At 67.6% G+C, this 26,936-nt stretch carries 18 protein-coding genes and 1 tRNA gene; 9 read left to right on the top strand and 10 right to left on the bottom strand.

The features are described from left to right. The first annotated feature begins 91 nt into the window (after nt 1-91). The 3 genes from PZE19_RS05475 (at nt 92) to PZE19_RS05465 (ending at nt 2,535) form a co-directional block, all read left to right on the top strand. Nucleotides 92-568, top strand: coding sequence for an SRPBCC family protein (locus PZE19_RS05475; protein WP_277859563.1), 477 nt, complete (start codon nt 92-94; stop codon nt 566-568). Nucleotides 569-788: 220 nt separating this feature from the next. Next, nucleotides 789-1,811 (top strand): zinc ribbon domain-containing protein, encoded by a 1,023-nt coding sequence (locus PZE19_RS05470; RefSeq protein ID WP_277859562.1) that lies wholly within the window; start codon nt 789-791, stop codon nt 1,809-1,811. A gap of 295 nt (nt 1,812-2,106) precedes the next feature. Then, nucleotides 2,107-2,535, top strand: coding sequence for a hypothetical protein (locus tag PZE19_RS05465; protein WP_277859561.1), 429 nt, complete (start codon nt 2,107-2,109; stop codon nt 2,533-2,535). Between the two features lie 56 nt (nt 2,536-2,591). Here PZE19_RS05465 and PZE19_RS05460 read toward each other — a convergent pair whose 3' ends face one another. The 3 genes from PZE19_RS05460 to PZE19_RS05450 form a co-directional block, all read right to left on the bottom strand. Then, nucleotides 2,592-3,860, bottom strand: a complete 1,269-nt coding sequence (locus tag PZE19_RS05460; protein ID WP_277859560.1) for a GNAT family N-acetyltransferase — start codon at nt 3,858-3,860, stop codon at nt 2,592-2,594. Nucleotides 3,861-4,045: 185 nt separating this feature from the next. Continuing rightward, nucleotides 4,046-5,689: a troponin gene (locus PZE19_RS05455; RefSeq protein ID WP_277859559.1), complete on the bottom strand. Its 1,644-nt coding sequence runs from the start codon at nt 5,687-5,689 to the stop codon at nt 4,046-4,048. Further along, nucleotides 5,686-6,405: a glycosyltransferase family 2 protein gene (locus PZE19_RS05450; protein ID WP_277859558.1), complete on the bottom strand. Its 720-nt coding sequence runs from the start codon at nt 6,403-6,405 to the stop codon at nt 5,686-5,688. The genes PZE19_RS05455 and PZE19_RS05450 overlap by 4 nt, the downstream gene beginning before the upstream one ends. A gap of 255 nt (nt 6,406-6,660) precedes the next feature. Here PZE19_RS05450 and PZE19_RS05445 point away from each other — a divergent pair, with 255 nt between their 5' ends. Then, on the top strand, nt 6,661-9,966 hold the full coding sequence (locus PZE19_RS05445; RefSeq protein WP_277859557.1) for a tetratricopeptide repeat protein: 3,306 nt from the start codon (nt 6,661-6,663) through the stop codon (nt 9,964-9,966). Between the two features lie 30 nt (nt 9,967-9,996). On the opposite strand, the gene PZE19_RS05440 is transcribed toward PZE19_RS05445, so the two are convergent. The 4 genes from PZE19_RS05440 to PZE19_RS05425 form a co-directional block, all read right to left on the bottom strand. After that, nucleotides 9,997-10,698, bottom strand: a complete 702-nt coding sequence (locus PZE19_RS05440; RefSeq protein WP_277859556.1) for a hypothetical protein — start codon at nt 10,696-10,698, stop codon at nt 9,997-9,999. 4 nt (nt 10,699-10,702) lie between these two features. Beyond that, a complete protein-coding gene (locus tag PZE19_RS05435; RefSeq protein WP_277859555.1) occupies nt 10,703-13,720 on the bottom strand; it encodes a putative glycosyltransferase family protein in 3,018 nt (1,005 codons plus the stop codon). 182 nt (nt 13,721-13,902) lie between these two features. Next, nucleotides 13,903-15,201 carry a cytochrome-c peroxidase gene (locus PZE19_RS05430; protein WP_277859554.1) on the bottom strand — a complete coding sequence of 433 codons (1,299 nt, stop codon included), beginning with the start codon at nt 15,199-15,201 and terminating at the stop codon, nt 13,903-13,905. A 130-nt stretch (nt 15,202-15,331) separates the two neighbouring features. Then, nucleotides 15,332-15,667, bottom strand: a complete 336-nt coding sequence (locus tag PZE19_RS05425) for a ferredoxin family protein (RefSeq protein WP_277859553.1) — start codon at nt 15,665-15,667, stop codon at nt 15,332-15,334. Nucleotides 15,668-15,895: 228 nt separating this feature from the next. Between PZE19_RS05425 and PZE19_RS05420 the strand changes: the two genes are divergently transcribed. Further along, entirely contained in the window at nt 15,896-16,300 is a 405-nt protein-coding gene (locus tag PZE19_RS05420) for a thioesterase family protein (RefSeq protein WP_277859552.1), read from the top strand. A gap of 12 nt (nt 16,301-16,312) precedes the next feature. Here PZE19_RS05420 and PZE19_RS05415 read toward each other — a convergent pair whose 3' ends face one another. Beyond that, nucleotides 16,313-16,852 (bottom strand): gamma carbonic anhydrase family protein, encoded by a 540-nt coding sequence (locus PZE19_RS05415; RefSeq protein WP_277859551.1) that lies wholly within the window; start codon nt 16,850-16,852, stop codon nt 16,313-16,315. Nucleotides 16,853-16,922: 70 nt separating this feature from the next. On the opposite strand from PZE19_RS05415, the gene PZE19_RS05410 reads away from it, so the two are divergent. The 3 genes from PZE19_RS05410 (at nt 16,923) to PZE19_RS05400 (ending at nt 23,737) form a co-directional block, all read left to right on the top strand. Continuing rightward, on the top strand, nt 16,923-20,081 hold the full coding sequence (locus tag PZE19_RS05410) for a DUF1553 domain-containing protein (protein ID WP_277859550.1): 3,159 nt from the start codon (nt 16,923-16,925) through the stop codon (nt 20,079-20,081). Between the two features lie 55 nt (nt 20,082-20,136). Beyond that, entirely contained in the window at nt 20,137-21,567 is a 1,431-nt protein-coding gene (locus tag PZE19_RS05405) for a DUF1501 domain-containing protein (RefSeq protein ID WP_277860347.1), read from the top strand. A gap of 334 nt (nt 21,568-21,901) precedes the next feature. Further along, nucleotides 21,902-23,737: a DUF1570 domain-containing protein gene (locus PZE19_RS05400; RefSeq protein WP_277859549.1), complete on the top strand. Its 1,836-nt coding sequence runs from the start codon at nt 21,902-21,904 to the stop codon at nt 23,735-23,737. A gap of 42 nt (nt 23,738-23,779) precedes the next feature. Here the strand turns inward: PZE19_RS05400 and PZE19_RS05395 are convergent, their stop codons facing one another. Continuing rightward, nucleotides 23,780-25,231 carry a serine hydrolase domain-containing protein gene (locus PZE19_RS05395; RefSeq protein WP_277859548.1) on the bottom strand — a complete coding sequence of 484 codons (1,452 nt, stop codon included), beginning with the start codon at nt 25,229-25,231 and terminating at the stop codon, nt 23,780-23,782. Between the two features lie 471 nt (nt 25,232-25,702). Between PZE19_RS05395 and PZE19_RS05390 the strand changes: the two genes are divergently transcribed. Continuing rightward, the gene (locus PZE19_RS05390; RefSeq protein ID WP_277859547.1) at nt 25,703-26,779 is read left to right on the top strand and encodes a mandelate racemase/muconate lactonizing enzyme family protein; all 1,077 of its coding nucleotides are present in this window, start codon (nt 25,703-25,705) and stop codon (nt 26,777-26,779) included. A 34-nt stretch (nt 26,780-26,813) separates the two neighbouring features. Here PZE19_RS05390 and PZE19_RS05385 read toward each other — a convergent pair. Continuing rightward, nucleotides 26,814-26,886: transfer RNA gene (locus PZE19_RS05385), tRNA-Ala, on the bottom strand. Nucleotides 26,887-26,936: the final 50 nt, after the last annotated feature.

Below are 26,936 nucleotides of genomic sequence, written 5' to 3'. Positions count from 1 at the left end.
TCGATATTTACAGATCGTCAAACTTTCCATAGTCTATCCCGATGATCAGTCCAGGCTTTCGGTCCCCCCGCGCGTAAAGGCGGCCAGGTTCATGCGTCGGTTCATCAAAGAATCACGGATCGACGCGTCGCCGGCCGACGTCTTCGCGTTCTTCGAACGCCCCGACGCCTTCGACCGACTGATCCCGCCCGGCGAGCCGGTCGAGGTCGTCCAGGCCCCGAATTCCCTCGAAGTGGGGACGCAGGTCGTGATCCGGACGCGACTCGGTCCGCTGCCGATCGAGTGGGCCGTCGAGCATATCGAGTACGAACCCGGCCGGCTCTTCGTCGACCGCCAGATCCGGGGTCCGTTCGCGTCCTGGACCCATCGCCACGAGTTCGCCGACGACGGCCGGTGCGGCACCCTGCTCAGGGACGTCATCGACTACGCGCCGCCGCTCGGCCTGCTGGGCGCCATGATCGGCGGCCGGTTCCTTGAACACAAGCTCCAGAAACTCTTCGACCATCGTCACGAGGTCATCCGCGCGGTGTTCCAATCGGCCGGTGGGACCGTCGTCGGATCCGCCTGAACTCCGAAGGGCCCCTGGGCGTCATGAACTTGGTGATCTCCTTCCGGACGAGCCGCCGGCGCTTCTCCGGCACCGGTTCCTAAGTTCCTTCTCGGCCGGACGTCAGTAGGATAGAATCGCGTGGGTGGGTCGATCGGACGGCGTGGCCCGATGCGGCCCCGCCGGACGACGGGGCGGCCTCGGGCGGAACAGGCGGACCGAAGGGATAGGCGACGGGATCATGCCGCGCACCATCAGTTGCGAACAGTGCAAGACGGTCCTCAACCTCCCCGACCAGGTTCCGGCGGGGAAGCGGTTGAAGTGCCCGAAGTGCGCCCATCGCTTCACCGTGACGCCGAATGACGCGAATTCCGCCTCGACCCGTCCCGGCGAAATCGACGCGGCCAACACGTCCACCTACGAGATACCCAAGGGTGGATTCCCCATCCTCGACGACTTGCCGTCGCCGCGGGCGGAAGGCGACCTGCGCGAGACGTTCGACCTGCCGATGCTCGCCGGCGACGCCGAGAAGAGCATCGGGAACGCTTCGGCCGCGATCAGCGACGCCGCAGCCCTGTTCAAGGAAGAAACCCGCCGCAAGAAGAAGGCCGTCGGCGCCGAGGCCCGCGCCCACGCCCGACGCTGCTCGCGCTGCGGCGGCCTCGTCCCCAAGGGGATGTCGCTCTGCCCGACCTGCGGCACCGATCAAGACACGGGGATGCACATCGGCCTGGAGGACGACCTGTATCCTCCGCCGCCGCCCCCGCCTTCCGGCATCCCGCTCCACATCGCCATCCCCGGGATCTTCTGCGCGTTGGCCGGCGGCCTGTTGACGCTCCTCGCGATCATCCAGTCGGTCCGCGTCCCCGCGGGCATGTACCAGTACGGCTGGCTCATGCTGGGCGTGGTCGCCGGGTACGGGGTCTACGGCTCGGTGCAGTTCTTGAGGGGGAAGTCGCTCAAGGTCCTGCTCCTCGCCCTGACGCTCGGCGCCATCGTCGACGTGATCGCCCTGATCGGGGTGCCGATCTTCGAGGCCAACTTCGCCGACCAGAGCGACGTCGTGACCCGCTCCACCGCGACGGCCGACGACCCCTACGCGAACGAGCTGTCCGACTACGAGTACAAGCCGCTCGTCGACCGCCTGGATCAGCAGCGGATCACGCTGGGCGTGACGTTCATCATCGTCTACGCCTTGTTCTCGGTTTATCTGAACTCGCCCCCGGTGAAACGCTTCTTCGCCAAACGGCAGGCGGCGTTTTAGCCGATGCTCTCGGCGACCGGGCCCGTCGACCCGACAGTGCCGGCCGAGCATCGACGGGCAAGGCGCTGGTGTGCGTGCTGGGCTCTTGCGACGTCGAGCGTCGTGCTCGGTTCCTTAGCCCTGAACCCGATCATCGGCGTACCGCTGATGTTGATCTCAGCCGCGGTGTCCTTCTGGACCGTCCGGGAAGTGGACCGCCCCTACGGCTACGGCGCCTATCACTGGTCGAAGACTTACGGTCGCCGACGCTCATCCTGATCTTCATCGGGCTTCCGGCGGCACTCGCGACCGGGCTATGTTTCTGCTCACGGCGAATTTCGCCCCCCTGGGCTCGCCACAGGACGTCGTCTCCAGCCACGGCTTCCGACTGATCTTGGAGACCCCCGTGGGCGTCGAGACCTACCAAGCCGACCTCTCGGTCATGAAGTGGGCCGAGGAGGTCGATCGACGGGCCATGGCGATCCTGCGATCGCCATTCGTGCGAGCCGCGATCGACGGGATGCCACCCTTCGAAGCGCCTTTCGCATGCGAGGGCACACCTGCCAAAGCCGGCGCCGATCTCGCCGCGCTGATAAACTCCTTCGAGACCGAGGCTGCCACGAGGGAGGACGCCGAAGTGCTGGCAGCCCTGAAGATCCTGGATTCGGCCCTGCGAAGGGCGCAGGAGGCCGGGATCGCTTTCGACTCGTGGCGACGCCGAGCTATCCCGGCAGCCAATACCTAGCCCTCAGCGGGTCGAGGCGAGGCTATGACTGAGCCCGAAGTTCGCTCGTCCCGCGCTCAGGCCGTGGCCGAGTCGAGCGGGCTGCGCCAGATCGGCTGGATGGGGAACAGGATGCGGGCGGCGTCGAGGGCGGTGGCTGTGGAGGCCACGAATCCGTCCTCACCGGCCGCTTCTTCGACGCCGACATGTCCCATGGCGAGGCGGACGAACGTCGCCGAGCGGAGCGTCAGGTGACGACGGCTGAGCTTGTCGGGCTCGACCCTCGAGTTCTTGCCGTCGGCGTGAATCAGCCAACGATGGTCGTCGACGGTCAGGCCGAGTTCGAGCGGAGCGGTCGAGCCGGCCTCCTGAACCCGTCGGCTCAGTTCCGGCAGGATCGCCTTGAGGAACCGGCCGACGTCGGGCACGTGGTACATCGAGACCGAGCCGTCGACGGCGTCCTGATCGAAGATCCGACCGCCGGCCGCCCGACAGGCCTCGAGCGCCGGATGGTCGACGGGGCCGTTGATCGTCACCTCGGGATAGGCGCGTTCCAGGGCCTCGGCGCGTACCCGGCCGAGGAGGGCCTTGAGCGCCTGCGGCTGCGCCGGGTCGGTGGCCATCTCCAGGATGCGATGGTCTTTAACGAAGGCATAGCCCCTCACGGCCTCGCCCTGGCAGGCGACCCAGATGACGTGGGCGTAGCGGCGGCCGATCAGCCAGCGCCAATATTCTTCGGATCGGGCGGCCGTCCCCGTGGTCGTGCGGAACTGCATGTCGTAGAGGGCCATGAGGTCGCCCAGTTCGACCTGCCGCCAGGGGCGGACGTGCCAGCCGCCTCCCTTCCCTTCGACGACGCCGTCGGTCGCCTGGGGCAGGTTTCGGCTCAGCGTCTGCCCGAAGGTCCGGCGTCCGCAAACGCCCCAGCCGAGCGGCTTGTAGAAGCGCGGCATTCGCGTGGTGAGGGCCTGGACGACGGCCCCCGTCGCGCGCGAGCGTTCGTCGGCGAGTCGCATCAGGTTCTGGGCGAAGCCGAGGCCCCGGAATTCCGGGAGGGTGCCGATCCACATGATGCCGTTCATGGGGATGGTGACGCCGCCGTAGCGGATCTCCCGCTCGGTGAGGTGGACGTGGCTGACGATCCGGCCGTCGACCTTGACGAGCAAACGCTCGTCGGGACGGTACGCGGGATCGCTCAGCGTGCCCAGGTAGGACTCGCGATCCGGGCCGTGAAACACGTGGAGCAGCGTCTGATAGACCGCCTCGTGGTCGGCCTCGGTCCCCAGGCAGTACTCGACCGAACCTCGACGAAACGGGAGCCGCGTCTCCTGGGTGGAGGCTTTCATCAGGTCGACCATCTTTCGGACGCGCCGCGAGGGGCGGGGGCTGTCAACCGTGGAACCGGCGAGGGCGTCGCTGCTCACGACGAGACGCCGTGCACACCCCATTGTACGGCCTGGGGGGCGCTTCCGCCCGAAAAAGTGGTCGCGGGAGGCGCTTTTTCCCCACCTCGGACCGCCTTATGCGATTGTCACGATTCGACCGCCTCGGCGGCCGGCTGGAGCAGCGGATTTGCGATGCCCAGCATCACCTGTCGCAAGCGAGCATGCGAGTGTAAGACCAGGGAGTATTCGCGACTGCGAGCCGTCCGATTCTCGTCCAGTTCGTGAACCATCCGCACGCGCTCTTCTCGCAAGAGCTGGATGCGATCCGCGACGAGAGGATGGAGCCTCTCGTTGATCGAACGGATCTTCCGAAATCGATCCCGGCGTTCGCGAGGGTCGACCGGGTTTTCGGCGATGATGCGACGCTTTTCGGCGACGAGGTCCTGCTCCTCGACGGTCGCCGATTGGGGCAGGTGGCGGTCGGGATTGTATTCCAGGCCCCGGATCTCGCGTTCAAGCGCGAAGAGCCCTTCCACCGAGGCCGGAGACTCGGGCAAGCCGAGCCACGAGGTCAGCGAAAGGGTCAGGAAGCTCGGCGGGGACGCCCCGAAGAACCGGCTCGCGACCACGTCGCCCAGCTCGTCGTACTTCGCGCCTCCGATCCCGTGGATGAACAGGTCGCTCAGCAGGAATCGGCTGAACATCGTCGTGGTCAGGGCCCGAGTGCGCAGGCGGACGTCGGTCGCCGACAGTTCCATGAGACGCTCGACCGCGCAACAGGCCTCGCGACCGGGAGCGAGCGGGAGTTCCAGGAAGGGTTCGAGTTCCTCGGCGATCTTGAGGAGCATCGTGGGTCCGTCCTGGCGGACCATCAGCGGCCGACGCCGGGGACGCCCTGCACGCCAGACCCAGAATGGGGCTTCAAGCCAATCGCCCTCCGCCTTCAAGGCCGATACGGGGTGGTTCTTGCTGCGGATCCCATAGAGCCGGCGGTATTCCCATAGGGCCTGGTTGTGGATGACCTGGAACCGGGGCAACTCGGCGAGCAGATGGGAAGTGAACCAGTGGAATCCCTCGGTCTGGCAGAGGCGGCTGAACGGCACTTCCAGGTTCGAGACGCCCCAGGACGCTTCGATGCGTCGACGCGCCGCCGCCATCCTCAGGCCGAGCGTCAGGCCGCTCTCGGAGTACCGAGCCAACTCCGGCCAGAAGTGGTCGATCAGAGGGTCGGCGATCAGGCCGCCGAGCCCATCGCGCACCCGATCGCCGAAGGAAGCGAAGACCGCCTCGTCGCGGACGGGCAGGTCCTCATAGGGCGCTTCGCCCTCCCAGCGGTCGAACTCGATCCGTCGCAGGGCCAGGCGACCATCCTCCCGGTGCGGGACGCGGATGGAGGCCGACTTCGGGATGTCGTCGTCGATGATCAGGTTGAGGGCCGAGGTGCCCGCTCGGGCGGCGATCCCTGCCGCGGCGAAGTTCTTGACCCACACCCCGGGGTGGAACAGCTCGGGTTGATGTCCGGTGACGACCAGGCCGTCGAGATTCCCGTCCTCGGCGTCGGTCGGGGCAGTCGGCTCGATGCCCAGGCTTTTGAGGAAGAGACGGGCTTCCTCGACGGCCTGGCGGCGGACGAGCCCGCGCAACCAGGAGGCCGGGCGACCCTGGAAGTCATGATCCCACGACGAGGCGCGGGCGACGTTCGCGTCGACGAGCGAGGCCGCTTGATCGAGGGGAGGCGTCGCCAGCAGGCCGCCGTCGCTGGAGGGAGCCCGCAGGCGGGTGCCTTTCATCCGCGACAACCTCCGGCCACTTCCAGGCCTGCGGCCTTGAGAGCGTCGGAGAAGACCTGGCGATAGTGATTCAGACGGTACGTCGAGTCGTCGAGCGAGCCGCCGAAGGCGCGCGATTCGTCCAGGTAGATCAAAGGCACCGGCGTCTCCACGATCCTCAGGCCATGCTGGACCGCCTGCACCCAGATCGGCAGGGGCATGGCGTAGCCGAGGTCGGTGACCTCGAAGCATTCCAGGGCGCGGCGGTTGTAAGCCTTGAACCCGCAGAACGCGTCGGTGAGGTTGAGCCCGAGGCACTCGTTCAGCCAGCGGGTGACCTCGACGTTGATCCGCCGACGTTCTTCCGGCGGGCGTTGGGAGGGGTCGAAGACCTGGAGATAGCGACTGCCGGAGACCATGTCGGCCTCGGCGAGCTTGGCCGCGACCTCGGGGATCAGGGCGGGCTCGTGCTGGCCGTCGCAGTCGAGCGTGACGAGGGCGTCGTACCCGCCGTCGAGGGCCGCGCCGAAGGCCGTCCGCAGCCCCGCTCCGTAACCGAGGTTGGTCGGATGGCGGATGACGCGGACCTCGGGGAAGCCCTTGAGCAGTTCCGGCGTGCGGTCTTTCGAGCCGTCGTCGACCACGAGCACGTCGTCCGCGTGGCGGAGGACCTGGCGAAGCACCTCTTCCAGGTACTTCTCCTCGTTGTGGACGGGGATCGCGGTGAGAAGCTTCATCGCCGGGGTTTCCCAGAAATCGAGTCGTCTGGCGAGGCCTGGGGCAAGAGAACCCACGCCGGCCGCCCTTCGGAACTTACGCATTCTAGGTCGGGCCCGGTCGAAGTCAACGAGCCTCGCCGGCCACCCCCCTTGACCGCCCTTGGCGATGCCTTCTAGCATGAATTCTCCCCCTATCGACCGAGGAGCGCGTCGCCGTCCTTCCGCCTCGGCCCGATTTCGCGATCATTCGGATTCTCTTGCCGGCTGAGTCTCATGACACGACCCGACGCCTCCTCGCCCGTCCCCGACAAGAAACGCGACCGCGACGACGCCGACCTCCGCCACGGCGGCCCCGTCCCCGAGGGGTCCGAACCGCTCGACGCCGACGCCGAGCCCGAGCCGCAACCCGAGCCCTGGACCCCCGAGCGCGTCACCGAGTGGAACGCCTACTACGACCTGTACGTGCTAGGCGCCGCGCTCTTGCTGACGTTCGTCGCCTCGTTCCTGAAGACGAATCACGCGCCCTTGTGGTCCAACCTCAAGGTGGGCCGGGAGATCATCGCCAGGGGGACGCCGCTGGTGGCCGACGCGTTCTCCTACACCGAGGAGGGGAAGACCTGGGTCAACGTCCCCTGGCTGTTCCAGGCGGCCTCGGCGGGGCTGTACAACGCGGCCTACAGCCTGGTGCCGGAGGCCCCCGACGATCCGACGGCGAACCGCGCCTCGGCCGAGCAGATCGCGACCGGCGCCCTGGTGGCCTTGACGGCGTTCCTCAGGCTCGCGACGGCCTTCGTCCTGATCAAGATCCGCCACAAGGGACCAGGGCTCTGGTGGGCTGCCCTCTGCACGGCCCTCGCGCTGGGCGCGGTCTTCGGTCCGGCCGGGCTCATGCTCGGGGGGATCGCCCAGCCGGCGGTCGTCGGGCCCTCGACCTGGGGTGACTTGTTCCTCGCCCTGGAATTGTTCCTGCTCTTCCGGGCGTTCGGCCAGTCGCGGGCCGGAGCGCTCTACGCGCTCGTGCCGCTCTTCCTGGTCTGGGCCAACGTCGACGAGTCGTTCCTCTTCGGGCTGCTCATCCTGGCGTCGGCCGTGCTCGGCAAGTTCCTGGACGGTCGAGGGGCGGATGTCGAGGCGGGCGCCCCGATCAAAGCCGGTGAGGAGACGCCCCGGCCGCCGGTCTCGGCCGGCTTCGCGACCGCGATCCTGCTGGCCAGCGCGCTGATCGTCCTGCTCAACCCCTCGCACATCAGGATTTACCCGGCGGCGCTGGAGCCGGTGACCAGCTTCTTCTCGAGCGACGCTCCGCCTCCCACCCTGGATCAGCTCTCGTACTTCGGCAGGACGATCCGGTCGCTGTATCCGGGCGCGTGGCACTGGCTGGCGCTCTTCTACGTCGTGTTCGTCGGCCTGGGCGCGGCCTCGTTCGTGGTCAACGTCGCGCGATTCTCATGGGCACGGTTCCTACCGTTCGTATTCGCCGCGTTCGCCTGGGCCGTCTACACGCGCTACAGCGCCGGGTTCGCCATGGTTTTGGCTGCGGTCGCCGCGCTCAACGGCCAGGAATGGTATCAGCGGCGGTTCGGCGTGACGGGTCGATTGGGGAGCGGCTGGACCCTTTGGTCGACCGGCGGCCGCCTCGTCTCGCTCGCGGCCCTTTTCGGCTTCGTCGCGGTCGCCATCACCGGCTATGGCAAATCGAAGGGCGACCAGCGGTTCGGATTCGGCTTCGATCCCGACGACTTCGCCTTCAAGGCCGCCGAATACCTGGCGGCCCACGACGACATCAAGGGGAACGTCTTCAACTGGAACTCCGCCCAGGGCGACGCCGTGGTCTGGAAGGCGGGGCCGACGCGGAAGTCGTTCGTCGACAACCGCGCGAACCTGTTCCCGAACGCCCTGCTGGAGCAGCATCGGACCCTCCTCAACGCCCTGCGCGACGACGATCCGGCGATCTGGAAGCCGCTGTTCGACGAGCACAAGATCTCGACGGTGATGATCGACGCCGATTCGGCGAGGAACACCTATCGCCGCCTGTTCCAGAGCCCCAACTGGATCCCATTCTACGACGACGGGCAGGTCGTGATGTTCGGCCGATCGGACGCCGCCGAGCCCGACGTGGCGACCTTCCGCGCGAACCGCCTGGATCCTGAGCTCCGGGCCTACAAGATCGTCGCCCCGACGCCGGCCGCCGACCGGCCGCCGACGCCGGTCGACTTCATCGACGACTTCCTCCAGAGCCGCTCGCTGACGCCGCCGCGGTCGCAGACCAACGCCGCCCGCCGCTGGCTCGGAGGCGGCCTGAGCGCCGACGGCTCCCCCGCCCCGCCCGACCCCGCCAGGTGCCTGCTGGCGATCCGCGAGGCTCGCTCGGCACTGGCGCAGAATCCCGACGACTACACGGCGTATCGCTTGCTCTCCGTCGCCTACCGGGCCCTGGCCCAGCAGGAGGCCGCCGTCCTTTCGGGTATCGCCTTGACCCCGGAGAACCGCGAGCGCATCGCCGCAATCAAGCCGGGCGGCACGCTGATGAGCGAGCGGCTTAGGCAGCTCGTGACCGCGTTGAACTACGCGGTCCAGACGTCGCCGCCGCCCCACACGCAGGCCGAACGCCAGGAGCTGATGTCCGTCCAGTACGAACTCTACGACGCATTCCTGCAACTCGGGTTCGTCGACCTGGCTCGCGAGCAGCTCAGGGCGCTTCTGGCCACGGCCAAACCCGGCGACCTGGCCTCCGAGCCACGTCTCCAGTATCAGGCCCTTATGGAGCAGCTCAATCAGCAGGTCGCCCAGATCGAGCAGGCCGTCAGCAACCTCCAGATCGAGCGTCAGGCCGGTCCCATCGAACTCGGCCAGTACGCGCTCAGCCAGGGTGCGGCGGGCCTCGCCATCACCCAGTTCGAGGACGCCAACCGGAGCAACCTCAGCCCGACCGTCGTCAAGCCGCGCCTGCTCGACCTGTATTGCAGCACGGGCCAGCCCGAGCGGGCTCTTGAGGTCATCGCTCCCTCGGGGGCTGCTGACCCGAACCTCGGCGATTCCGCCCTGGCCCCGTTCCGACAGGGCCTGGTGTACAAGCTGATGGGGAATTATTCCTACGCCACGATGCTCTGGCAGACCCAGGCCGTACCCCGGCTGGCGTTCGACCGGACTTCCAAGGCCATCGGCATCGCCGGTCGATCGATGCGCGGCGACCTCGTCGGAGCCGCGAACGACGGGGGCCTGATCCCAGAGCAGGTCTCGAGGCAGGCCAACTGGGAGTTCGACCTGGCCCAGTGCCTGCTGGAGTGGGGCGAGCCCGAGCGCGCGGCCGAGCACTACACACAGGCCCTCGAACTGGTCCCCGACCTCGCTCTGCGACCGCTGATCACGTATTACCTGGAGAAGATCGGCAAGCCTGTACCCGCCAAGAAGGCGGAGGCACCGTCGCCCGAGCCCGCCAAGCCGGCGGCCGACGTCCCCATCCCCGACGCGGCCTTCAAGGCTGAAGAGCCCAAGTCGGAAGCCGCCAAGGCCGACGAGCCGAAGCCGGCCGAGCCGAAAGTGGAGACGCCCAAGGCGGAGGCCGAGAAGAAGCCGTGACCTGGCGGTCGTCCCCTGCAATCGGGCCGTTCAAGGTTCGATCCGAAGCCTAACGTTTTCCAGGACGCACACCACGTCCTGGAAATCGTCGTTGGTCGAATATTCCCAGCCGATCAGATAGCTGTTGGGGATCGTCTTCCCCGTGGCCTTGTCGCGATTCGGGTAGATCATGGCCTTGTAGGGCTGGGCGGCGAGCCGCTTATTGACGCGGGCCACCAGCGAGGGCTCGGAGAAGACCCCGCCGTCGTCCAGGGCGTCGTTCGACGCCCAGACTCCGAAAAGGGCGTCGCCCGGGTCGAACGCGAGCGAGCCCCCGGGCTCGAGCGGCGGCGGCAGGTTCGCGCCCGATTCGAGGTCCCGGGTCGTATTCTTGAAGGTGTAAGTCCAGGTCTCGACCTTGACGGGAGCGTCCGCGCCGGGGCCCGGAAGATACCAGCCGCCGCGATTGCGGGTCTCCAGGCCGAGCGCGATGACGGGACGGTACGTGACGGGGCCGGGACCGGCCTTTCTAAAGAGCCCGGGCGTCTGCGCGGCCGTCGTGCGCACGGGGTTGAGCAGGTCGCCGAACATCGAGAGCCCGTAGCGATCCCGCAGGACCACGTCCCAGTCCGGCTCGTTCGGCCCGGGGACGACCTTGGGCTGCGCGGGGGTCTGGCCCGGCGCCGCGCCGACAGTCGCCATGGCGAGGGAAAGGGCCGCAGCGGCCGAGCGAAAGTACGATCTCTTCGTCATGGCGTTAGGCTCCTCGTTTCGGGCCGGCCTCATTCCAGGGGAGCGCGACGACGGGGCGGCGAAACGCATGGAGTGCGAAGCCGAACGCCGCGAGCAGCCCCGCGATCGAGAGCATCAGGCCGAGACGGAACGACCGCGGCTCGTACTTGTAGACCAGCTTATGCGTCCCCGCCTCGACGGCCGCCCCGCGCATCATGCGGTTGACCCGGTAGACGGGGGCGGGCTTGCCATCGATCGTCAGCGTCCAGCCCGGATAGAAGACGTCGGCGAGCACCACGATCCCGGGGACGTCGAGCGAGACCGAAAGCTCCACGCGACTCGCATGGGGATAGACGACCTGCACCTTCTCGGAGGGCCGGACGGGCGTGCCCCGGGTGTAAGGCGCGAGGGCGACGGCGTCCTGGTTCTCGACCCAGGCGAGCTGATGAGGGTCGTGCGAGATCATCGTCGGATCCCGCCAGATGGGGTCCTGGTCGTCGTACATGATCTCCATCATCGGGCCGGATCGGTCCGCGCGCGACATGCCCGTGACCGGCCTCAGGGCCCTCGCGCTCCGCACCACCCAGGCGCGGGGGAATTGCCGACGATTGCGGCGGATCTGGTAATCCTTGGTTTCCACCCATTCCTTCGCCTCGGCGGCTTTCTGGGGCGTCTCGGGGCCGTCGCCGCGGGGGTGGACCACCTCGGTCTCGGCCAAAAAGGCCGCGAATCCGCGATTCTCGTCCATCCAGTCGTTGGTGAACGACGGTAGGATGAAATAGCGGGTGTTCCACATGTCGAACGATCGCCGGGGAAAATAGACGACCTTCTGGCCCGGCTTAATGCCAAGACTGCGGGCGAATTCGGGGCTCGTGGAGAAGGGGAAGCCGCCGAAGAACCACTCGTAATCGTACAACTCGGCGACGCCCACCGTGTGCGTATATTCGACGCCCAGGGTGATCCCGTACTTGGGCTGGATCGTGGCTCGCTCCCACTCCAGGAACTCGCGGACGCGGTCGGCCGACTTCCGGCTGGACCAGCCGACGGGGCTCCAGAGCGGCGAACGATGGATGCGATACGGGCCGTCCGCCGGCTTCTCCTTCTCCGCGGCGCGGATGACCTCCAGGACTTCAGGATCGACCTCGAGGAGAGCCTGGGGGGCCGTGGCGATCATGCCCCGGTTGGCCATCCCGAGGTCGGCCGTGACCAGCAAAAGGGCGACGGCGCCGGCCAGTGCCGGCCGCTTCGCGACCATGGCCACGATCCCCAGCAGGGCCGCCGCGACCACCGCCGCCTGCCCGAGGCCGAACAGCGTCACGCGATATGCCGCCTCGACGTCGAACGGGCCGAACGAGCTGGCGAGCTGGGCCGACGGGAAGGCTCGAAAGAGCCATCCCCGCCCGGCGAATAGGCCGAGGAATGCCAGCATCGTCAGTCCGAGAAGCCCGCGGGCGAGCCGGACCACGGGACGCGAGCGTCCCCGGGCCAGGTCGTCCCAACCCAGACCCGCGAGAGCGGCGATCCCGAGCACGGAAAAGGTCATCAGCTTGCTGGGGAAGCGGAACTGCTTGAAGGCCGGCAGGAAAGTCGTCATCGCCCAGTACAGGCCGCCGTCGCCGTCGCGGAGGTAGCCGTCCTTGCGTACGGGGGTCGTGTCGTCGGGATCGAACGGGCCGACCGGCCCGACGCCGAGGTGCAGAGTCCTGACCGCGTGCCGGGTGGCCCAGATCGGGCTGGTGTACTGGCCGAAACTGCCGAGCAGCGAGATCGCGACGATCCACGAGAGCCACATCCTCATCGCGGCCCCCCTCCGAAAGGCCAGGGCCGGCAGCGCCAGGAGGACGACGGCCGCGCCGAGGTAGAGCGAAGGCGTCCACACCTTGCCCTGAGACTCCGAGATCTTGATGAGGTCGATCCAGCTCGCGTTGCCGTGAAAATACGTCCCGAAGATGTTCGGCCAGAACATCTCGACGATCCGGAAGGGCTCGACGCTGAACGGGTAGATCTCGTGAGGACCTTCCTCGGACGCGCGGACGGTTTGTTGCGTGAATTCGAGCACGGGCAGGAGCTGCGCCGCCGTCATCGCTGCCGCCAGCGCCGCCGCCGTCCCCAGGCCGAACGTCAGCCGCCAGAGGATGCGTCGCGCGGGCGTCGGCCTCGTCCTGCCGAAGTAGATCAGCAAGACCATCGCCCAGACGATCGGCACGACCATCGGCGCCCACAGCATCCAGGGCAGGGAAGGCGTCGGCTTGTCCGGGAGATGCCGGGGCCGCAACATGGGAGCGAAATGGGCCACGACGAGGGTGACGGCCGTCCAGGCGGCCGCTCCCAGGAGGCAGAGGGCCGCGAGCGCGACGCGACGCGATCTCTTGGGTTCGGGCCTGGAGGTTTCCTCCCGGAACGCTCGGCCCGAAGACCAGGCGGCTGCGGCCGCATACGCCAGCGAGCAGAGGCCCAGCAGGTACGCCGCCTGCGGATCGCCGCCGAGCGTCTGCATCCCCAGCACGAAGGCCAGTCCGACCAGGGCCAGCCGCCGCCCGGTTCGGACCCAGCGGTCGACCGCCAGGAAGCCCAGCGGCAGCCAGGCCGCCCCGACCAGGAAGATGACGTTGCAGTACTGGAAAAGGATCGGGCCGCAGAACGTGTAGGACAACGCGCTCAGTCCGGCGCCCGTCCAGCTCACTCCCAGGGATCGCATCAGGGTGAGCATCGCCATGAACGCGAGCGCGACGTGCATCACAATATAGGTGCGAGCCGCCCAGGCGTAGGGCAGGACGGCGTAGACCAGCTTGCCGGGATAGAGGACGGCGGCCGTGGGATTGCCCAACAGGGGCATCCCCGCATTTTCCTCGGCTTCCCAGAGCGGCCAGCGGCCCGCCTCCCACTCGCGCTGGACGCGTTCGTAGAGGGGGTAGTAATAGTGGGCCGCGTCGCGGTAGGAAAATTGGTGGTCGTCGAAGAAGACCCGGTGGAAGCAGACCAGCAGCAAGGCGGCCAGGCAGCCGAAGACCAGAACTTTGAGCGGCGCGGCATCGCGGTTCATGAAGGCGTCTCAAGGCCCGAGATCGAGGCGGATATGAGGATGAGGGCGACGAGACGCTATCCTATCACGCTCCGGGTCGGCAGTCGCATCCCGTAAGCGGGCGGCCCGCGCGTGGAAACGCCCGACGACCTCGGTTCGAGGAGGGTGTCGGGCGGGATCCAGGCTCGCGTATCGAGTCGGGCTCAGGCCCCGGGGGCCGTCAGCGCCGCGACGGGATCGGGGGACTTGCCGTCCGGGCCCGGCGGCAGCGCCTTGGGCAGCAGTTCGGCCGTCGTCTTCACCTCGCCCGTCAGCGCCTTCATGAAAGCGATGACGTCGGCGATCTCTTCGGAGGTCAGCTTCAGGGGCTTCATGTCCTCGTCGAGCGACGGGTTCGGGTTGCCGCCCTTGTTGTAGTGGTCCATCACCTCTTCGAGCGTCTTCAGGCTGCCGTCGTGCATGTACGGGGCCGTGAGCACCGCGTTGCGGACGGTCGGGGTCTTGAAGGCGCCGAGGCTGAGATCGTCCTTCTGGCCGATCGGCTCGGGGGCCCAGCGGCCGATGTCGTCGTGCTTCTTCTTGGCCTCGTTCCAGCCGACGCCGAGGTTGTGGAATTCCTCGTCGGTGAAGTTGGCGCCGGCGTGGCAGAGGGTGCACTTGGCCTTCTGAAGCTCGACGGTCGGCTCGTACTCGTCGTCGGGGTCGGGGCGGATCCCGAAGAGGACCATCCCGCGTTTCTCGCTCTCGTTCATCGCCTTCAGGTCGCCGGTGACGTACTGGTCGTACTTCGAGTTGCCCGAGAGGGCGGCGACCCGCTCGAACGTCGCGATCGCCTTGGCCATGCCGTCAAGGGTGACGTCGGTGCCGAAGACTTTGCGGAACGTTTCGCGGTAGGCCGGGATCTGGCGGATCCGCTTGACGATGACCTCGTGTTTCTGTTCGCCCATCTCGATCGGGTTGATCATCGGCCCCTGGGCCTGGCCTTCGAGGCTGGGCGAGCGGCCGTCCCAGAACATGTTCTTGCCGTACGCCGTGTTGAAGACCGTGGGGGCGTTGCGGTTGCCGCGCTGGCCGTCGATGCCGGTCGAGACCTTGCCGCCGTCGCTCCAGCCCTTGTCGGGGTTGTGGCAGGTCGCACAGCTCACCGTCCCGTCGAGCGACACGCGGGGATCGAAGTAGAGCAGTCGGCCCAGCTCGTACTTGCCCTTGGTGATCGGGTTCCCGAGCGGGACGACGGTCTTGGGCGTCAGCGGCGGCAGCCCCTTGGGCACGGTCACCTGGAGCGGCTCATCGCGGATCAGGCTGGGGTCGGGCCGCTGCCAGAGGAACTCGGCGGGGCTGGCGGGATCCTCGTCGGGCGGCTTGTTGGGCTCGTCCTGGAAGCTGGCGGCCACGTGCGAGCCGCCCTCGGCGGCGGCCTGCATCGAATGCTGGACGAGGACCAGCCCCGAGGCGAGGAGCAATCCGGGGACCAGCAGCCAGCGCGCTTTCATCGGCATCATCAACGGGCTCCGAATGAGAGGAGACGGGTGGGTCGATCGGCGAGGGGAAGGCGGAGCCCCTCGGCGGTGTTTCGGGTCGAGCCGAGCCCGGCGTCGGCGGGGATGCACGGTGCGTCGACTCGTCGTCGGCTCATTTCCGCTTCTTCGCCAGGAAGCCCTCGACGTTCCGTTGGGCCCGGTCGACGATCGCGTCCCAGGCCTCGTCGATGTACCACGACGGCCCCCCCTTCATCGCGACGCGACGAGCCACGTCGGGGGTGTCGACCATGGCGGCGGCGTTCCAGGGACACAGTTGCGCGCACTGCTTGCAGCCGATGCAGCGGTCCAGGTCGACCTCGCAGAACGACCCGGGCCCAGGACGGCCCTCGCCTTGCACCTTGTAGATGCACGCGGCCGGGCAGATCTCGAGGCAGGCCTCGCAGCCCGTGCAGCCGTCGGCGTGGATCACGGCGAGGAGTCTGGGCACGACCTTCCGTGGTTTACCAGCAAGAGACGTCGCCATCGCCGTCCTTCCTCGAATCTGCGACCCTCGCTACCACTTTACGACCGAGGAGGTCGGTGGAGATCGCCAGGCCGCGCGACGAGGCTGGGCTCGTCAGGCGGCCGAGTCTCTTATATCGTATCGGCGAGGCCCTAATCAAGAATCATTCTCGATTCCCGCCGATCGCGACGGGGGTCGTTGCGGAGCGCGACCGTGAAACAGACGCCGAGGACCGGGCTGACGGGCGAGATGGTCATCGAGGTGGTGGAGGAGAACTGCATCAACTTCGCCGACGGCCGGATGCCCGCGGTCCTCTCGACGCCGTGGCTGGTCGCCTACCTGGAGTACGTGGCGCGAGACGCCCTGGCGGCCTGTCTGGACGAGAACGAGCGGAGCGTCGGCGCCGTAGTCCAGATCGAGCACCTGGCCCCCAGCCCGCTCGGGAGCCGGGTGACCTGCCGCGCGCGGGTGATCCACGTCGACGGGCCGACGATCACCTTCCACATCGAGGCGTTCGACGAAACCGAGCCGGTCGCCCGGGGGCTGCATAAGCGTCGCGTCATCGACGCCGATCGCTTCGCGCGGCGAGTGGAGAAGAAGCGCGCCGCGAAGACCTGAGGGTGCCACCCGCTAACGATCGGGGAGGAATGGGGGAAATTCCCCGGCTCGGTGACGGCGGGCCATCTCGCAGTAGTGCCGCCAGGATCGTTCGAGCCGCTCTCGGGCCGAATCGCCGATGAGTCGCAGGACCCGCGCGGGGGAGCCGACCACGAGCGAGCCTGGCGGAACTTCCATGTTCTCCAGCAGCAAAGCGCCGGCGCCGACCACCGTGCCCGCGCCGACCTTCACGTTGTTGAGCAGGATCGCGCCCATGCCGATGAGGCAGTCGTCCTCGACCCGGCAGCCGTGGAGGATCGCCCGGTGGCCGACGGTGACGCGATCGCCGACCACGCACGGCACGCCCGGGTCGGCGTGGATCATGGTCATGTCCTGGATGTTGGTCGAGGACCCGATGCGGATCGACTCCGTGTCGCCGCGGACCACGGCCTGATACCAAACGCTGGAATCGGCCCCGATCTCGACGTCTCCCAGGATGAACGCCCCGGGGGCGACGAAGACGGTGGCGTCGATCCTTGGTTGCTTCGGGCTCGGAGAATCGGCCATAATCATGATTGAGTCGTGAGCCGAACGATGCGATCCGTCTCGATCCCCGAGACCGCCCCGAGGAGCACCTCCCTGCATGCCTCCGTATCGATCCCTCGTGGCCGCGTTCGGCCTGGTCGGGCTCCTGGCGGCCCCCGCGCGAGGGGCCGAGGCCCCCGCGGTGGACTTCAGCCGCGACGTCCTGCCCATTCTCTCCGAGAACTGCCTGCTCTGCCACGGCCCCGACGCCGGCACCCGGAAGGCCGACCTGCGGCTCGACGTCCGCGAAGGCGCCCTGCGGCGGAAAGACCCGATCATCGAGCCGGGCAAGAGTGCGGAGAGCGAGTTCATCCTTCGCCTCACGAGCGACGACGCGGACGAGAAAATGCCGCCTGCCAAGTCGGGCAAATCGCTCACGCCCGAGCAGGTCGCCACGCTCAAAAAGTGGGTCGACGAGGGAGCCCCCTGGGGCAAGCACTGGGCCTTCGAGACGCCGCGGCGTCCCGAGCCTCCGGCCGTGCGTCACGCCGAGCGGGTCCGCACGCCCATCGACCGCTTCGTCCTGGCCCGCCTGGAGCACGAAGGGATCGAGCCCGCCGCCGAGGCCGACAAGCCGACGCTGATCCGACGGCTCTCCCTGGACCTGATCGGATTGCCGCCGACGCCCGCCGAGATCGACGCCTTCCTCGCCGACGGCTCGGCCGACGCCTACGAGAAGGTCGTCGACCGCCTCCTGGCCTCACCGCGTTACGGCGAGGCGATGGCCAGCGACTGGCTCGACGCCGCCCGCTACGCCGACACGAACGGCTATCAGAACGACTTCGCCCGGACGATGTGGCCCTGGCGCGACTGGGTCATCGAGGCCTTCAACCGCAACATGCCGTTCGACGCCTTTACGATCGAGCAGATCGCCGGCGACCGGCTCCCGGCCGCGACCCTGGCGCAGAAGGTCGCCACCGGCTTCAACCGGAACAACCGCACCGTCACCGAGGCCGGTTCGATCGAGGAGGAGTGGCGGATTGAGAACGCCATCGACCGGGTGGAGACCACCTCGACCGTCTTCCTCGGTCTCACCATGGGCTGCGCCCGCTGCCACGACCACAAGTACGATCCGGTCACCCAGAAGGAGTTCTACGAGTTCCTCGGCTTCTTCAACAACGTCAACGAGAAGGGCGTCTACACCGAGACGCGCGGCAACGTGCCGCCCCTGATCGCCGTGCCGACGCCGGCCCAGCAGGACCGCCTCAGACGGCTCGAGGCCGACATCGCCGAGGCCGCCAAGGCCGTCCAGCAGGCCGAGACCGAGCTGGGAGCGAAGCAGTTCGCCTGGGAAGAGGGGATCCGTCGCCAGCCGCCGGACCCGGAACCGGCCGCCTGGGCGTTCCGCTTTCCCCTCTCGGGCGACGTTCAGGCCCGAGCCGGGGCGAGCGAGGCGATCGCGGGAACCTTTCGCGGCAAGGGCGAGCCGACCTGGGTCGACGGCCCGTCCGCTCGCGCCATCGCCCTCGACGGCCAACCCGACTCCTTCGTCGAGGCCGCGGCCGGCCCGAAACTGGAATCGACCGAGCCATTCACGGTCGCACTATGGGTCCGCCCGCTGGGCGACGGGGCCTGCCTGAGCAAGATGGACGACGCGGCCGCCTATCGGGGGTACGACGTCTGCATCCTCGACGGCAAGGTCACCGTCCATCTCGTCCACGCCTGGCCCGGCGACGCCATCAAGGTCAAGACGAAGGATCCGCTCCCCCGCGCGCCCTGGTCGCACGTCGTGGTGAGCTACGACGGGTCGAGCAAGGCCGCCGGCCTGAAGATCCACGTCGACGGCCGGCCGGTCGCGACGGAGGTCGAGGTCGACGCCCTCAAGAACATGCTGGCGACCGACCAACCCCTGCGGATCGGCAAACGCTCCACGAGCCTGCCGTTTCGCGGCGAGCTGGCCGACGTCCGCATCGATCGCCGCAACGTCTCGCCCGACGAGGCAAGAGCCCTGTACGAACGCCCGGTCCTGGAAATCGCCCGCGTCCCCGACGCCGATAGGACGGCGACCCGTCGCGGGATCCTCGGCGCCTACTTCCGCGCCTTCGTCGACCACGACCTTCGCCCGCTCGCCGAGCATGGCGCGAAGCTCCAGAAGGAGAAGACCGATTTCGAGCAGGCGATCCCGACCGTCATGATCATGGAAGACGCCCCCGCGCCGCGGCCCCTGCACCCGCTGAAGCGGGGACAGTACGACCAGCCCGACACGTCGATGGCGCTGTCGGCCGGCGTGCCGTCCTGCCTGCCCCCCCTGCCCTCCGGACCCGCGACCGACCGCCTGGCGCTGGGGCGTTGGCTGGTGTCCCCCGACAATCCCCTGACGCCGCGCGTGACCGTCAACCGCATCTGGCAGCGGCATTTCGGCGAGGGCCTGGTGAAGTCGTCCGAGAATTTCGGCCTCCAGAGCGACCCGCCCGCCAACCCGACGCTGCTGGACTGGCTGGCCACCGAGCTGGTCCGCGACGGCTGGGACCTCAAAAGGCTCCACCGCCTGATCGTCACGAGCACGGTCTATCGACAGTCGTCCCGGGCCCCCGCCGAGTTGCTCCAGCGCGACCCGGACAACCGCCTCCTGGCCCGCGGCCCGCGTTTCCGACTGGGGGCCGAGGCCGTGCGGGACAACGTGCTGGCGATCTCGGGCCTGCTCTCGTCCCATCTGGGGGGGCCGTCGGTCAAGCCGTACCAGCCGGCGGGCCTCTGGGAAGAGATGGCCGGCGGGGCCGGCGAGGCGCCCTACGTCCAGGACAAGGGCGACGACCTCTATCGGCGCAGCCTGTACATCTATCGAAAGCGGACCGTCCCCCACCCCGTGATGTCGACCTTCGACGCGCCGAGCCGCGAGATCTGCCAGGTCAAGCGGGCGCGCACCAACACGCCCTTGCAGGCCCTCGAATTGCTCAACGACGTCGTGTACGTGGAAGCCGCGCGCAGCCTGGCCGCCCTCATGATCGCGAACGGCGGCTCGACTCCCGAGGACCGCATCGCCTTCGCCTTCCGTCGGTCGACCGGCCGCGAGCCCAACCAGAACGAGCGCCGGGTGTTGCTCGCGGGGCTGAACAAGTATCTCGAAAGCTTCCGCACCGATCCCGGGGCGGCCGGCGTATTGATCAAGCAGGGCGAGAATCCCGGCCCGCCGGGTGTCGACCCGGTCGAGCTGGCCGCCTACGCCGCGACCGCCGGGGTCATCCTGAATCTGGACGAGACGATCACGCTCGAGTGAGCCGAGCGGGCCGCACGGAGAACGCCTCGTGGACGAGCTTCAGATCGCGCAGGAGATGAACCGCCGCCTGTTCCTCAGGCGGTCGGGCCTCGGTTTGGGATCGATGGCGCTGGGGTCGCTGCTGGGACCGCCCGCCGGCGCGGGCGACGCGGCCCGGCCCGAGGTCGCCTCGACCGGGGCCCTGCCCGGCCTCCCCCACTTCCCGGCGAAGGCCAAGCGGGTCATCTACCTGTTCCAGTCGGGCGCGCCGTCGCAACTGGACCTGTTCGACTACAAGCCGGCGATCCGCGAGAAGCGCGGCGTCGAGCTGCCCGACTCGATCCGGATGGGCCAGCGGATCACCACCATGACGTCGGGCCAGAAAAATCTGCCCGTCGCCCCCTCGATCTTCAAGTTCGCCCAGCACGGCCAGAGCGGCGCGTGGCTGAGCGAGCTGCTGCCGCACACCGCGAAGGTCGTCGACGACCTATGCATCATCCGGTCGATGCAGACCGAGGCGATCAACCACGACCCGGCCGTGACGTTCGTGCAGACGGGTTCTCAGCTCGCCGGCCGGCCCAGCATGGGCTCGTGGGTCGCCTACGGCCTCGGCAGCATGAACGTCGACCTCCCGTCGTTCGTGGTGCTCCTCTCCCGCGGCCGGACCGACCAGCCGCTCTACGACAGGCTCTGGGGCAGCGGATTCCTGCCCTCGCGGTATCAGGGGGTCAAGCTCCGTGGGGGGAAGGACCCGGTCCTCTACCTGGCGAATCCTTCCGGCTGCTCGCCCCAGCTCCGCCGCCGTCAGCTCGACGACCTCGGCGAGCTGAACACCCTGCGCCACCAGGAGACCGGCGACCCCGAAATCCTCACGCGGATCGCCCAGTACGAGCTGGCCTACCGGATGCAATCGTCCGTCCCCGAGCTGACCGACCTGAGCGGCGAGCCGAAGTCGATCATCGACCTCTACGGCCCCGACGTCCAGCGCCCCGGCAGCTACGCCGCCAACTGCCTCCTGGCCCGGCGGCTGGCCGAACGCGGGGTGCGGTTCATCCAGCTCTATCACATGGGCTGGGACCAGCACTCCGACCTCCCCAAGCAGATCCGATCGCAGTGCGGCGACACCGACCAGGCGTCGGCCGCCCTGATCGTCGACCTCAAGCAGCGCGGGTTGCTCGACGACACGCTGGTCGTCTGGGGCGGAGAATTCGGGCGGACCATCTACTCACAAGGCGCGTTGACGGCCACCGACTACGGCCGCGACCATCACCCCCGTTGTTTCAGCATGTGGATGGCCGGCGGCGGCATCAAGCCGGGTGTCGTCCACGGCGAGACCGACGATTTCTCGTACAACATCGTCAAGGACCCCGTCGAGGTCTACGACGTCAATGCGACCATCATGCACCTCCTGGGCGTCGACCACACCCGATTGACGTACAAATTCCAGGGCCGCGACTTCCGGCTCACCGACGTCCACGGCAAGGTCGTACAGCCGATCCTGGCCTGACGCCGAGAGAATCGCCAGGATTGGGAAGGCGCAACGCAGGGTCTAAGTAGGAAAGCAAGGTAAACGAGCTCGGAAATCCTTTGCGAGCCCCATTCCGACTGCTAGACTGAACAATCACCCTTCGCCGAATTCTTTCAGATCCGACATCCGCGAGACGACGGCCATGGAACCCGTGGTGATTCGCTGCGTCGGTTGCGGTAAGGCCATCCGCATCCGCCGTCCGGACATCGATCGGCGGCGCGACTGCCCGATCTGCGGGGCGTGTCTGCGCGTCCCGTCGTCCCACGCCGCGCCCGACGATCAACCGTCGGAAGGCCGAAGGACGTCGACGCCGATGGACAACGCCAGGCCGCTTCGACGACGAACGCTCGTCGGTTCCTCGGGCCTGCTGGAGTTGATGATCCTCTTGATGGTCGCCGCCCCGCTGGCCGTCTGGTCGACCGCGGCCTGGACGTCGGCCGCGGCGGCCTCGCCTCCGATCGAGTGGCGGCTGGATAGCTTCAGGCGTGCTTCCGCGGCGATTGAGCGGACTTCAAGCACGCCTCCCATCCCGGCGATGGGCCTATCGGCGTTCCTGACGCATGATTTCGAGGCGGATCGACCCGGATTGAGGCTGCTGAAGGACGTCGCGACGAGTCGATTGGCGTCACCCGGCGGTCTCGCCCACGCCTGCGACGCGGCGGCTCGGCTGGCCTCGGCGGCATCGCCGATCGGGCGCGCACTTCGATTAATCCCGCTGCTCCAAGAAGCGACCTCCACCCCCGCCCATGGCGACTCGATCCCGGTCCCACCGCCGGTGGCACCCGTTCCGCCCTCGCTCCTGACCCCGCCGGATTTCGGCGTGCCCTCGATGGAGACGCTCGCGGCGTCCTTCCCCGCGCCCGAGGTGAGCCGATTCCTCATCCGCAACGAGGCAGGGAAGCAGGTCGCGGCTCGCCTGCACGGCTGTCACGAGGGCAAGTCGGTGCTCATGCTCCCCGACGGCCGACTGGGGATCCCCTCCATGATGGTCCCCACGGACGAACCGTTCCGGCCGCTCTCGGCCGATGAGGTCGCCAAGGGACTGCAAAGCGGCCCCTTCGAGGATTTCAAGCTCCATCGCACCGAGCATTACCTGATCCTGCATCAGAGCCCCGCCGAAGGCCCCGTGGACGACGCGTTCGTGAGGGCCAACGGCGTGCTCCTGGAAGGCCTGTACAAGCGCCTGATGGAAGCCTTCCGCAAGCACGACGTGACGGTTCATGAGGCCGAGTTTCCGCTGGTGGCGGTGATCTTCAAAACAGAGGAGGACTTCCGCGCCTACAGCCGCCAGCCGGCGGACGTGCAGGCGTATTACGAGATCTACTCGAATCGCATCTTCCTCTACGAGCATCCCTCCCGCGACCGGATCGAGCCCGAGGTCCAGGCCCTGCTCAAGCCCCAGATCGTGGCTCACGAGGGGACGCATCAGGTGCTCCAGAACATCGGCGTCCAGCCCCGGCTGAGCGAGTGGCCGCTTTGGCTGGTCGAGGGCCTGGCCGAGTATTGCGCGACGCCGGCCTCCTCGCGCAAGGGGGGGCCCGCCTGGGACGGGCTGGGCCAGATCAACAACCTCCACATGGCGACGCTCCGCGAGATCGAGGACCCGGTCTCGCTCTCGATGCCGGGCCAGGACGTGCGAACGAAGTCGCTCTTCCGGGAGCCCGGGCAGCCGCTCGTCGAGGCGATGATCCGCCGCCGCGAGCTGACGCCCACCGAGTACGCGCTCGCCTGGGCGATCACCCATTACCTCGCGATGAAACGGAGCGACGATTTCACCCGCTTCCTCCGGGTCATGGCCGCCGCCCCGCCGCTTGAGCCTCGTTCGGCCGACGACCACGTTCGCGCCTTCCGCCAGGCGTTCGGCGACGACCTGGGAAAGCTCGACAAGACGATCTACGCCTACCTGAACCGGCTGACCAAGCAGAAGGGCTACGACCCCATGCCCTACTACGCGGTCCAGTTCGAGCAGCCGCTGCCGAACGGCCAACTCCGTCGCGCGGCGATGGTGAGCCAGTCGCCCCAGCTCATCAAGCAGTGGATCGACGAGATGTCCAACCCGGCCGCCGTCCTGCCCTCGTGGCAGGCCACGCCCTTCCCGAGCCGCGCCCGCGCCACCCTCGCCGTGCAGGACTGGATTCGCGGGAATTGACCGCGGCGATCCCGTCTGGGCCGGGTAAACCGTCACACCGACTCAGTCCGCCGGCTGAAGCCCGATGCCCTGGATTTTGCCGGCCTTGTCGAGCGAGAAGCCGATCTTGAGCGACTCGTTTTCGAAGTCCGCCCGATAGCTCAGCCTCAAACCTTCGGGAGTCTCTTTCCGCTCCCGGAGCACGAACGACTTCAGGGCGCCGAAGCCGGCCAGCCGCTCCTTATCTTCCTTGATGCGTGGGACGAGCTTCTCACGGGCCTGGTCCGTGAACCGTTCCGGGTCGACCTCGCCCTTGACCGCGGCCTCGATGACGCCGCGCAGCCGTTTCGTCGTCGTCTCGTCCGGATCGGCGATCGTCACCGCAGGCTTCTCCGCGAGCGCCGGCACGAAGCGGCCCGCGATCCCCTTCGCCAGAACGGACGCCAGGCCGGATTCCGAGTTCGTCAGCACGATCACCGTCAACTTGTCGTCGAGATAACGGGAGAGCTGGGTGGAGAAGCCCGGAATGCCGCCTCCGTGCAACACGACGCGGTGGCCGTCTTCCTTCGAGACCTCCCAGCCGAAGCCGTAGCCCGCCTCGCCCCCCTTGCCGAGCGTCGCGGGCGTCCACATCTGCTGCAGGCTCGCCTCGTCCAGCAAGGCGTGCGACGCGAGGGCGGCGTCCCACTTCACCAGGTCGCGCACCGTCGAGACGAGCATCCCCGCCGCGAAGGGCTGGGTCGGGCTGACGTACTCCCCGTTTTTGAGCGTCTTGCCGTCCCACTCGTAGCCCTGCGCGCGATTCGGGACGATCTCCCGCAGGTCGTTCACGCGGGTCTCCGTCATGCCCAAGGGCCGGAAGATGCGTTCCGACATGAACTCGCCATAGGGCTTGCCGGCCACCTTCTCAATGATCATCCCGAGCAGGAAATACCCGGTGTTGCTGTACTCGAACTTTTCGCCGGAAGGGAACTGCAACGGATCCTTGGCGACGAGGTCGAGGATCTCGCGACGGGTGTAATCCTTACGCATCGTCTTCGCAAAATCCGCGACCGCCGTATAACTCTTGATGCCCGAAGTATGGTTCAGCAGGTTGCGGATCGTCACCTTATCCCAGGCGGCGGGAAGGTCGCCCAGGCGTTCCGGGAGCTTGTCGTCGAGGGCGAGTTTGCCGTCCTTGACCAGCATCAGGATCGCCGTCGCCGTGAACATCTTGGTCACCGAAGCGAGCTGGTAGACGGTCCGCTCCGTGGCCGGCGCAGACAGCTCGACGTTCGCCAGGCCGTATCCTTTCGACAGGACCACCCGGCCTTCTCGCACCACGGCGATCGAGACGCCCGGGACGTGCCGCTTCGCCATCAGTTCGTGAACGTAGGCGTCGACTCCCGCCAGATCCACGACCCCGGCCGCTTGGCTTGCAGTCTCCGCTGGGCGGGGCGTCTGCTGAGCTTGCACGGCCGAGCCGCCGAGGATGATGCCGAGGCTGAGGAGGATCGCGGCCGTGGTCGAATTCATGGCAAGTTCCGAGGTATCCGGTTGGTTTGTTTTCGGCCGAATGACGAAGTGCCGCGCGCCGACCGACTCAGCTAACAAAACGTCGACGGCCGGCCTCGCTCCTATTCGCCGTCGGTCCCGAGATATTGAGGCGCCGGCACCGTATCGCCACCGCGATCATCGACTCGCCTCGATCAGGAGCGGCCGGGCCTCGGCTGGCACGGCGGCTCGGGGAGGATTACGCTCACAGCGGATCCGGATCGTTCGACCGCTTTGCTCGACGCGGATTTTTCACGTCTCAGGAGCCGGGATATGCGACAGAGCCGACGTGCCTGCTTGAAAACCGCGCTCGGGACCTCCGTCCTGCCCTGGGGGGTCGGACGCAGTCGAGCCGACGAGGCTCAGCGGGCGACCGCCGAGCGAATCGCCAGGGTCGCGGAAGCCCCCGTCTTAAGGACGGACGGGCTCAAGGATCCGGTCCGGATCACATCGGTGGATTTGCTCCGCAACCGCCGCGAATTCCTGGTCCGCGTCAGGTCGAGCGACGGGGCCGAAGGGATCGCGATCCCCAATTCCATGCACATGATTCACACGTACCCGATCTTCCTGAACCGGGTCGCCCCGTTCTTCGTGGGCAAGGACGCCCGCGACCTGGAAGGCCTGCTCTGGGAACTCTACCGCCACGACGACAACTACAAGTACCAGGGCCTCGCCCTCTGGGTCTGCGTCGCGGCGGCCGAATTCGCCGTCCTGGACCTGATCGGGAAGGTTGCGGGCAAGTCGCTCGGCGACCTGCTGGGCGGGACGCTCCGACGCGACATCGCGGTCTACCGAGCGAGCGGCAATCGGGGCAACTCGCCGGAAGAGGAAGTCGCCTATCTCCAGGAGATCGTCGCCGAGAGCGGCGCGAAGGCGCTGAAGTTCCGCCTCGGCGGTCGGATGAATAAGAACGTCGACTCCCGACCTGGCCGGACCGAGGCCCTGATCCCGCTCGTCCGCAAGACCTTCGGCGCGGGCATGACTCTTTACGCCGATTCGAACAGCTCGTACGACGCGACCGAGGCCATCCGGATCGGCCGGCTGATGGAGGAGCACGAATACGCCTTCTACGAGGAGCCCTGCCAGTTCGACCACCTGGAAGAGACCAAGGCCGTCGCCGACGCGCTCCGGATCCCGGTCGCCGCGGGCGAACAGGAGTTCAGCGAGGACCGCTTCCTATGGACGATCGCCAATCGCGGAGTCGACGTCGTCCAGCCCGACCTGCACTACTACGGCGGCTTCATCCGATCGATGCGCGTCGCCCGCATGGCCCATGAGGCGGGGATGCTCTGCACCCCGCACATGTCGGGCTCGGGCCTGGGCTACCTCGACGCGGCCCATTTCGCCTCCTGCATCCCGAACCCCGTCCCCTTCACCGAATACAAAGGGAGCGCCGACGTCCCGATCAGCAGCGAGACGTCCTCGCTCAAGGTCGAGGCCGGCATGATCCGGGTGCCGTCGGGCCCCGGCTTCGGGATCTTCGTCGATCCGAGCTTCGTGCGCGAATCCCGAAAAGTCACGACGAATTGATTGATTCCGGGATGTGCGGAAAGTCTCGGGGGAGTGGAGACGAAGGGGATCGAACCCTCAACCTCCTGGTTGCAAACCAGGCGCTCTCCCAATTGAGCTACGTCCCCGAAAGGCTCGGCAAGATCGATGGCAGCCCATTCGGCCTCGATGCCATCCC

This window comes from Paludisphaera mucosa, assembly GCF_029589435.1.
Lineage (GTDB): Bacteria > Planctomycetota > Planctomycetia > Isosphaerales > Isosphaeraceae > Paludisphaera > Paludisphaera mucosa.
Note: the sequence above shows the minus strand (reverse complement) of the source record. Positions and strands in the feature narration are given on the sequence as shown.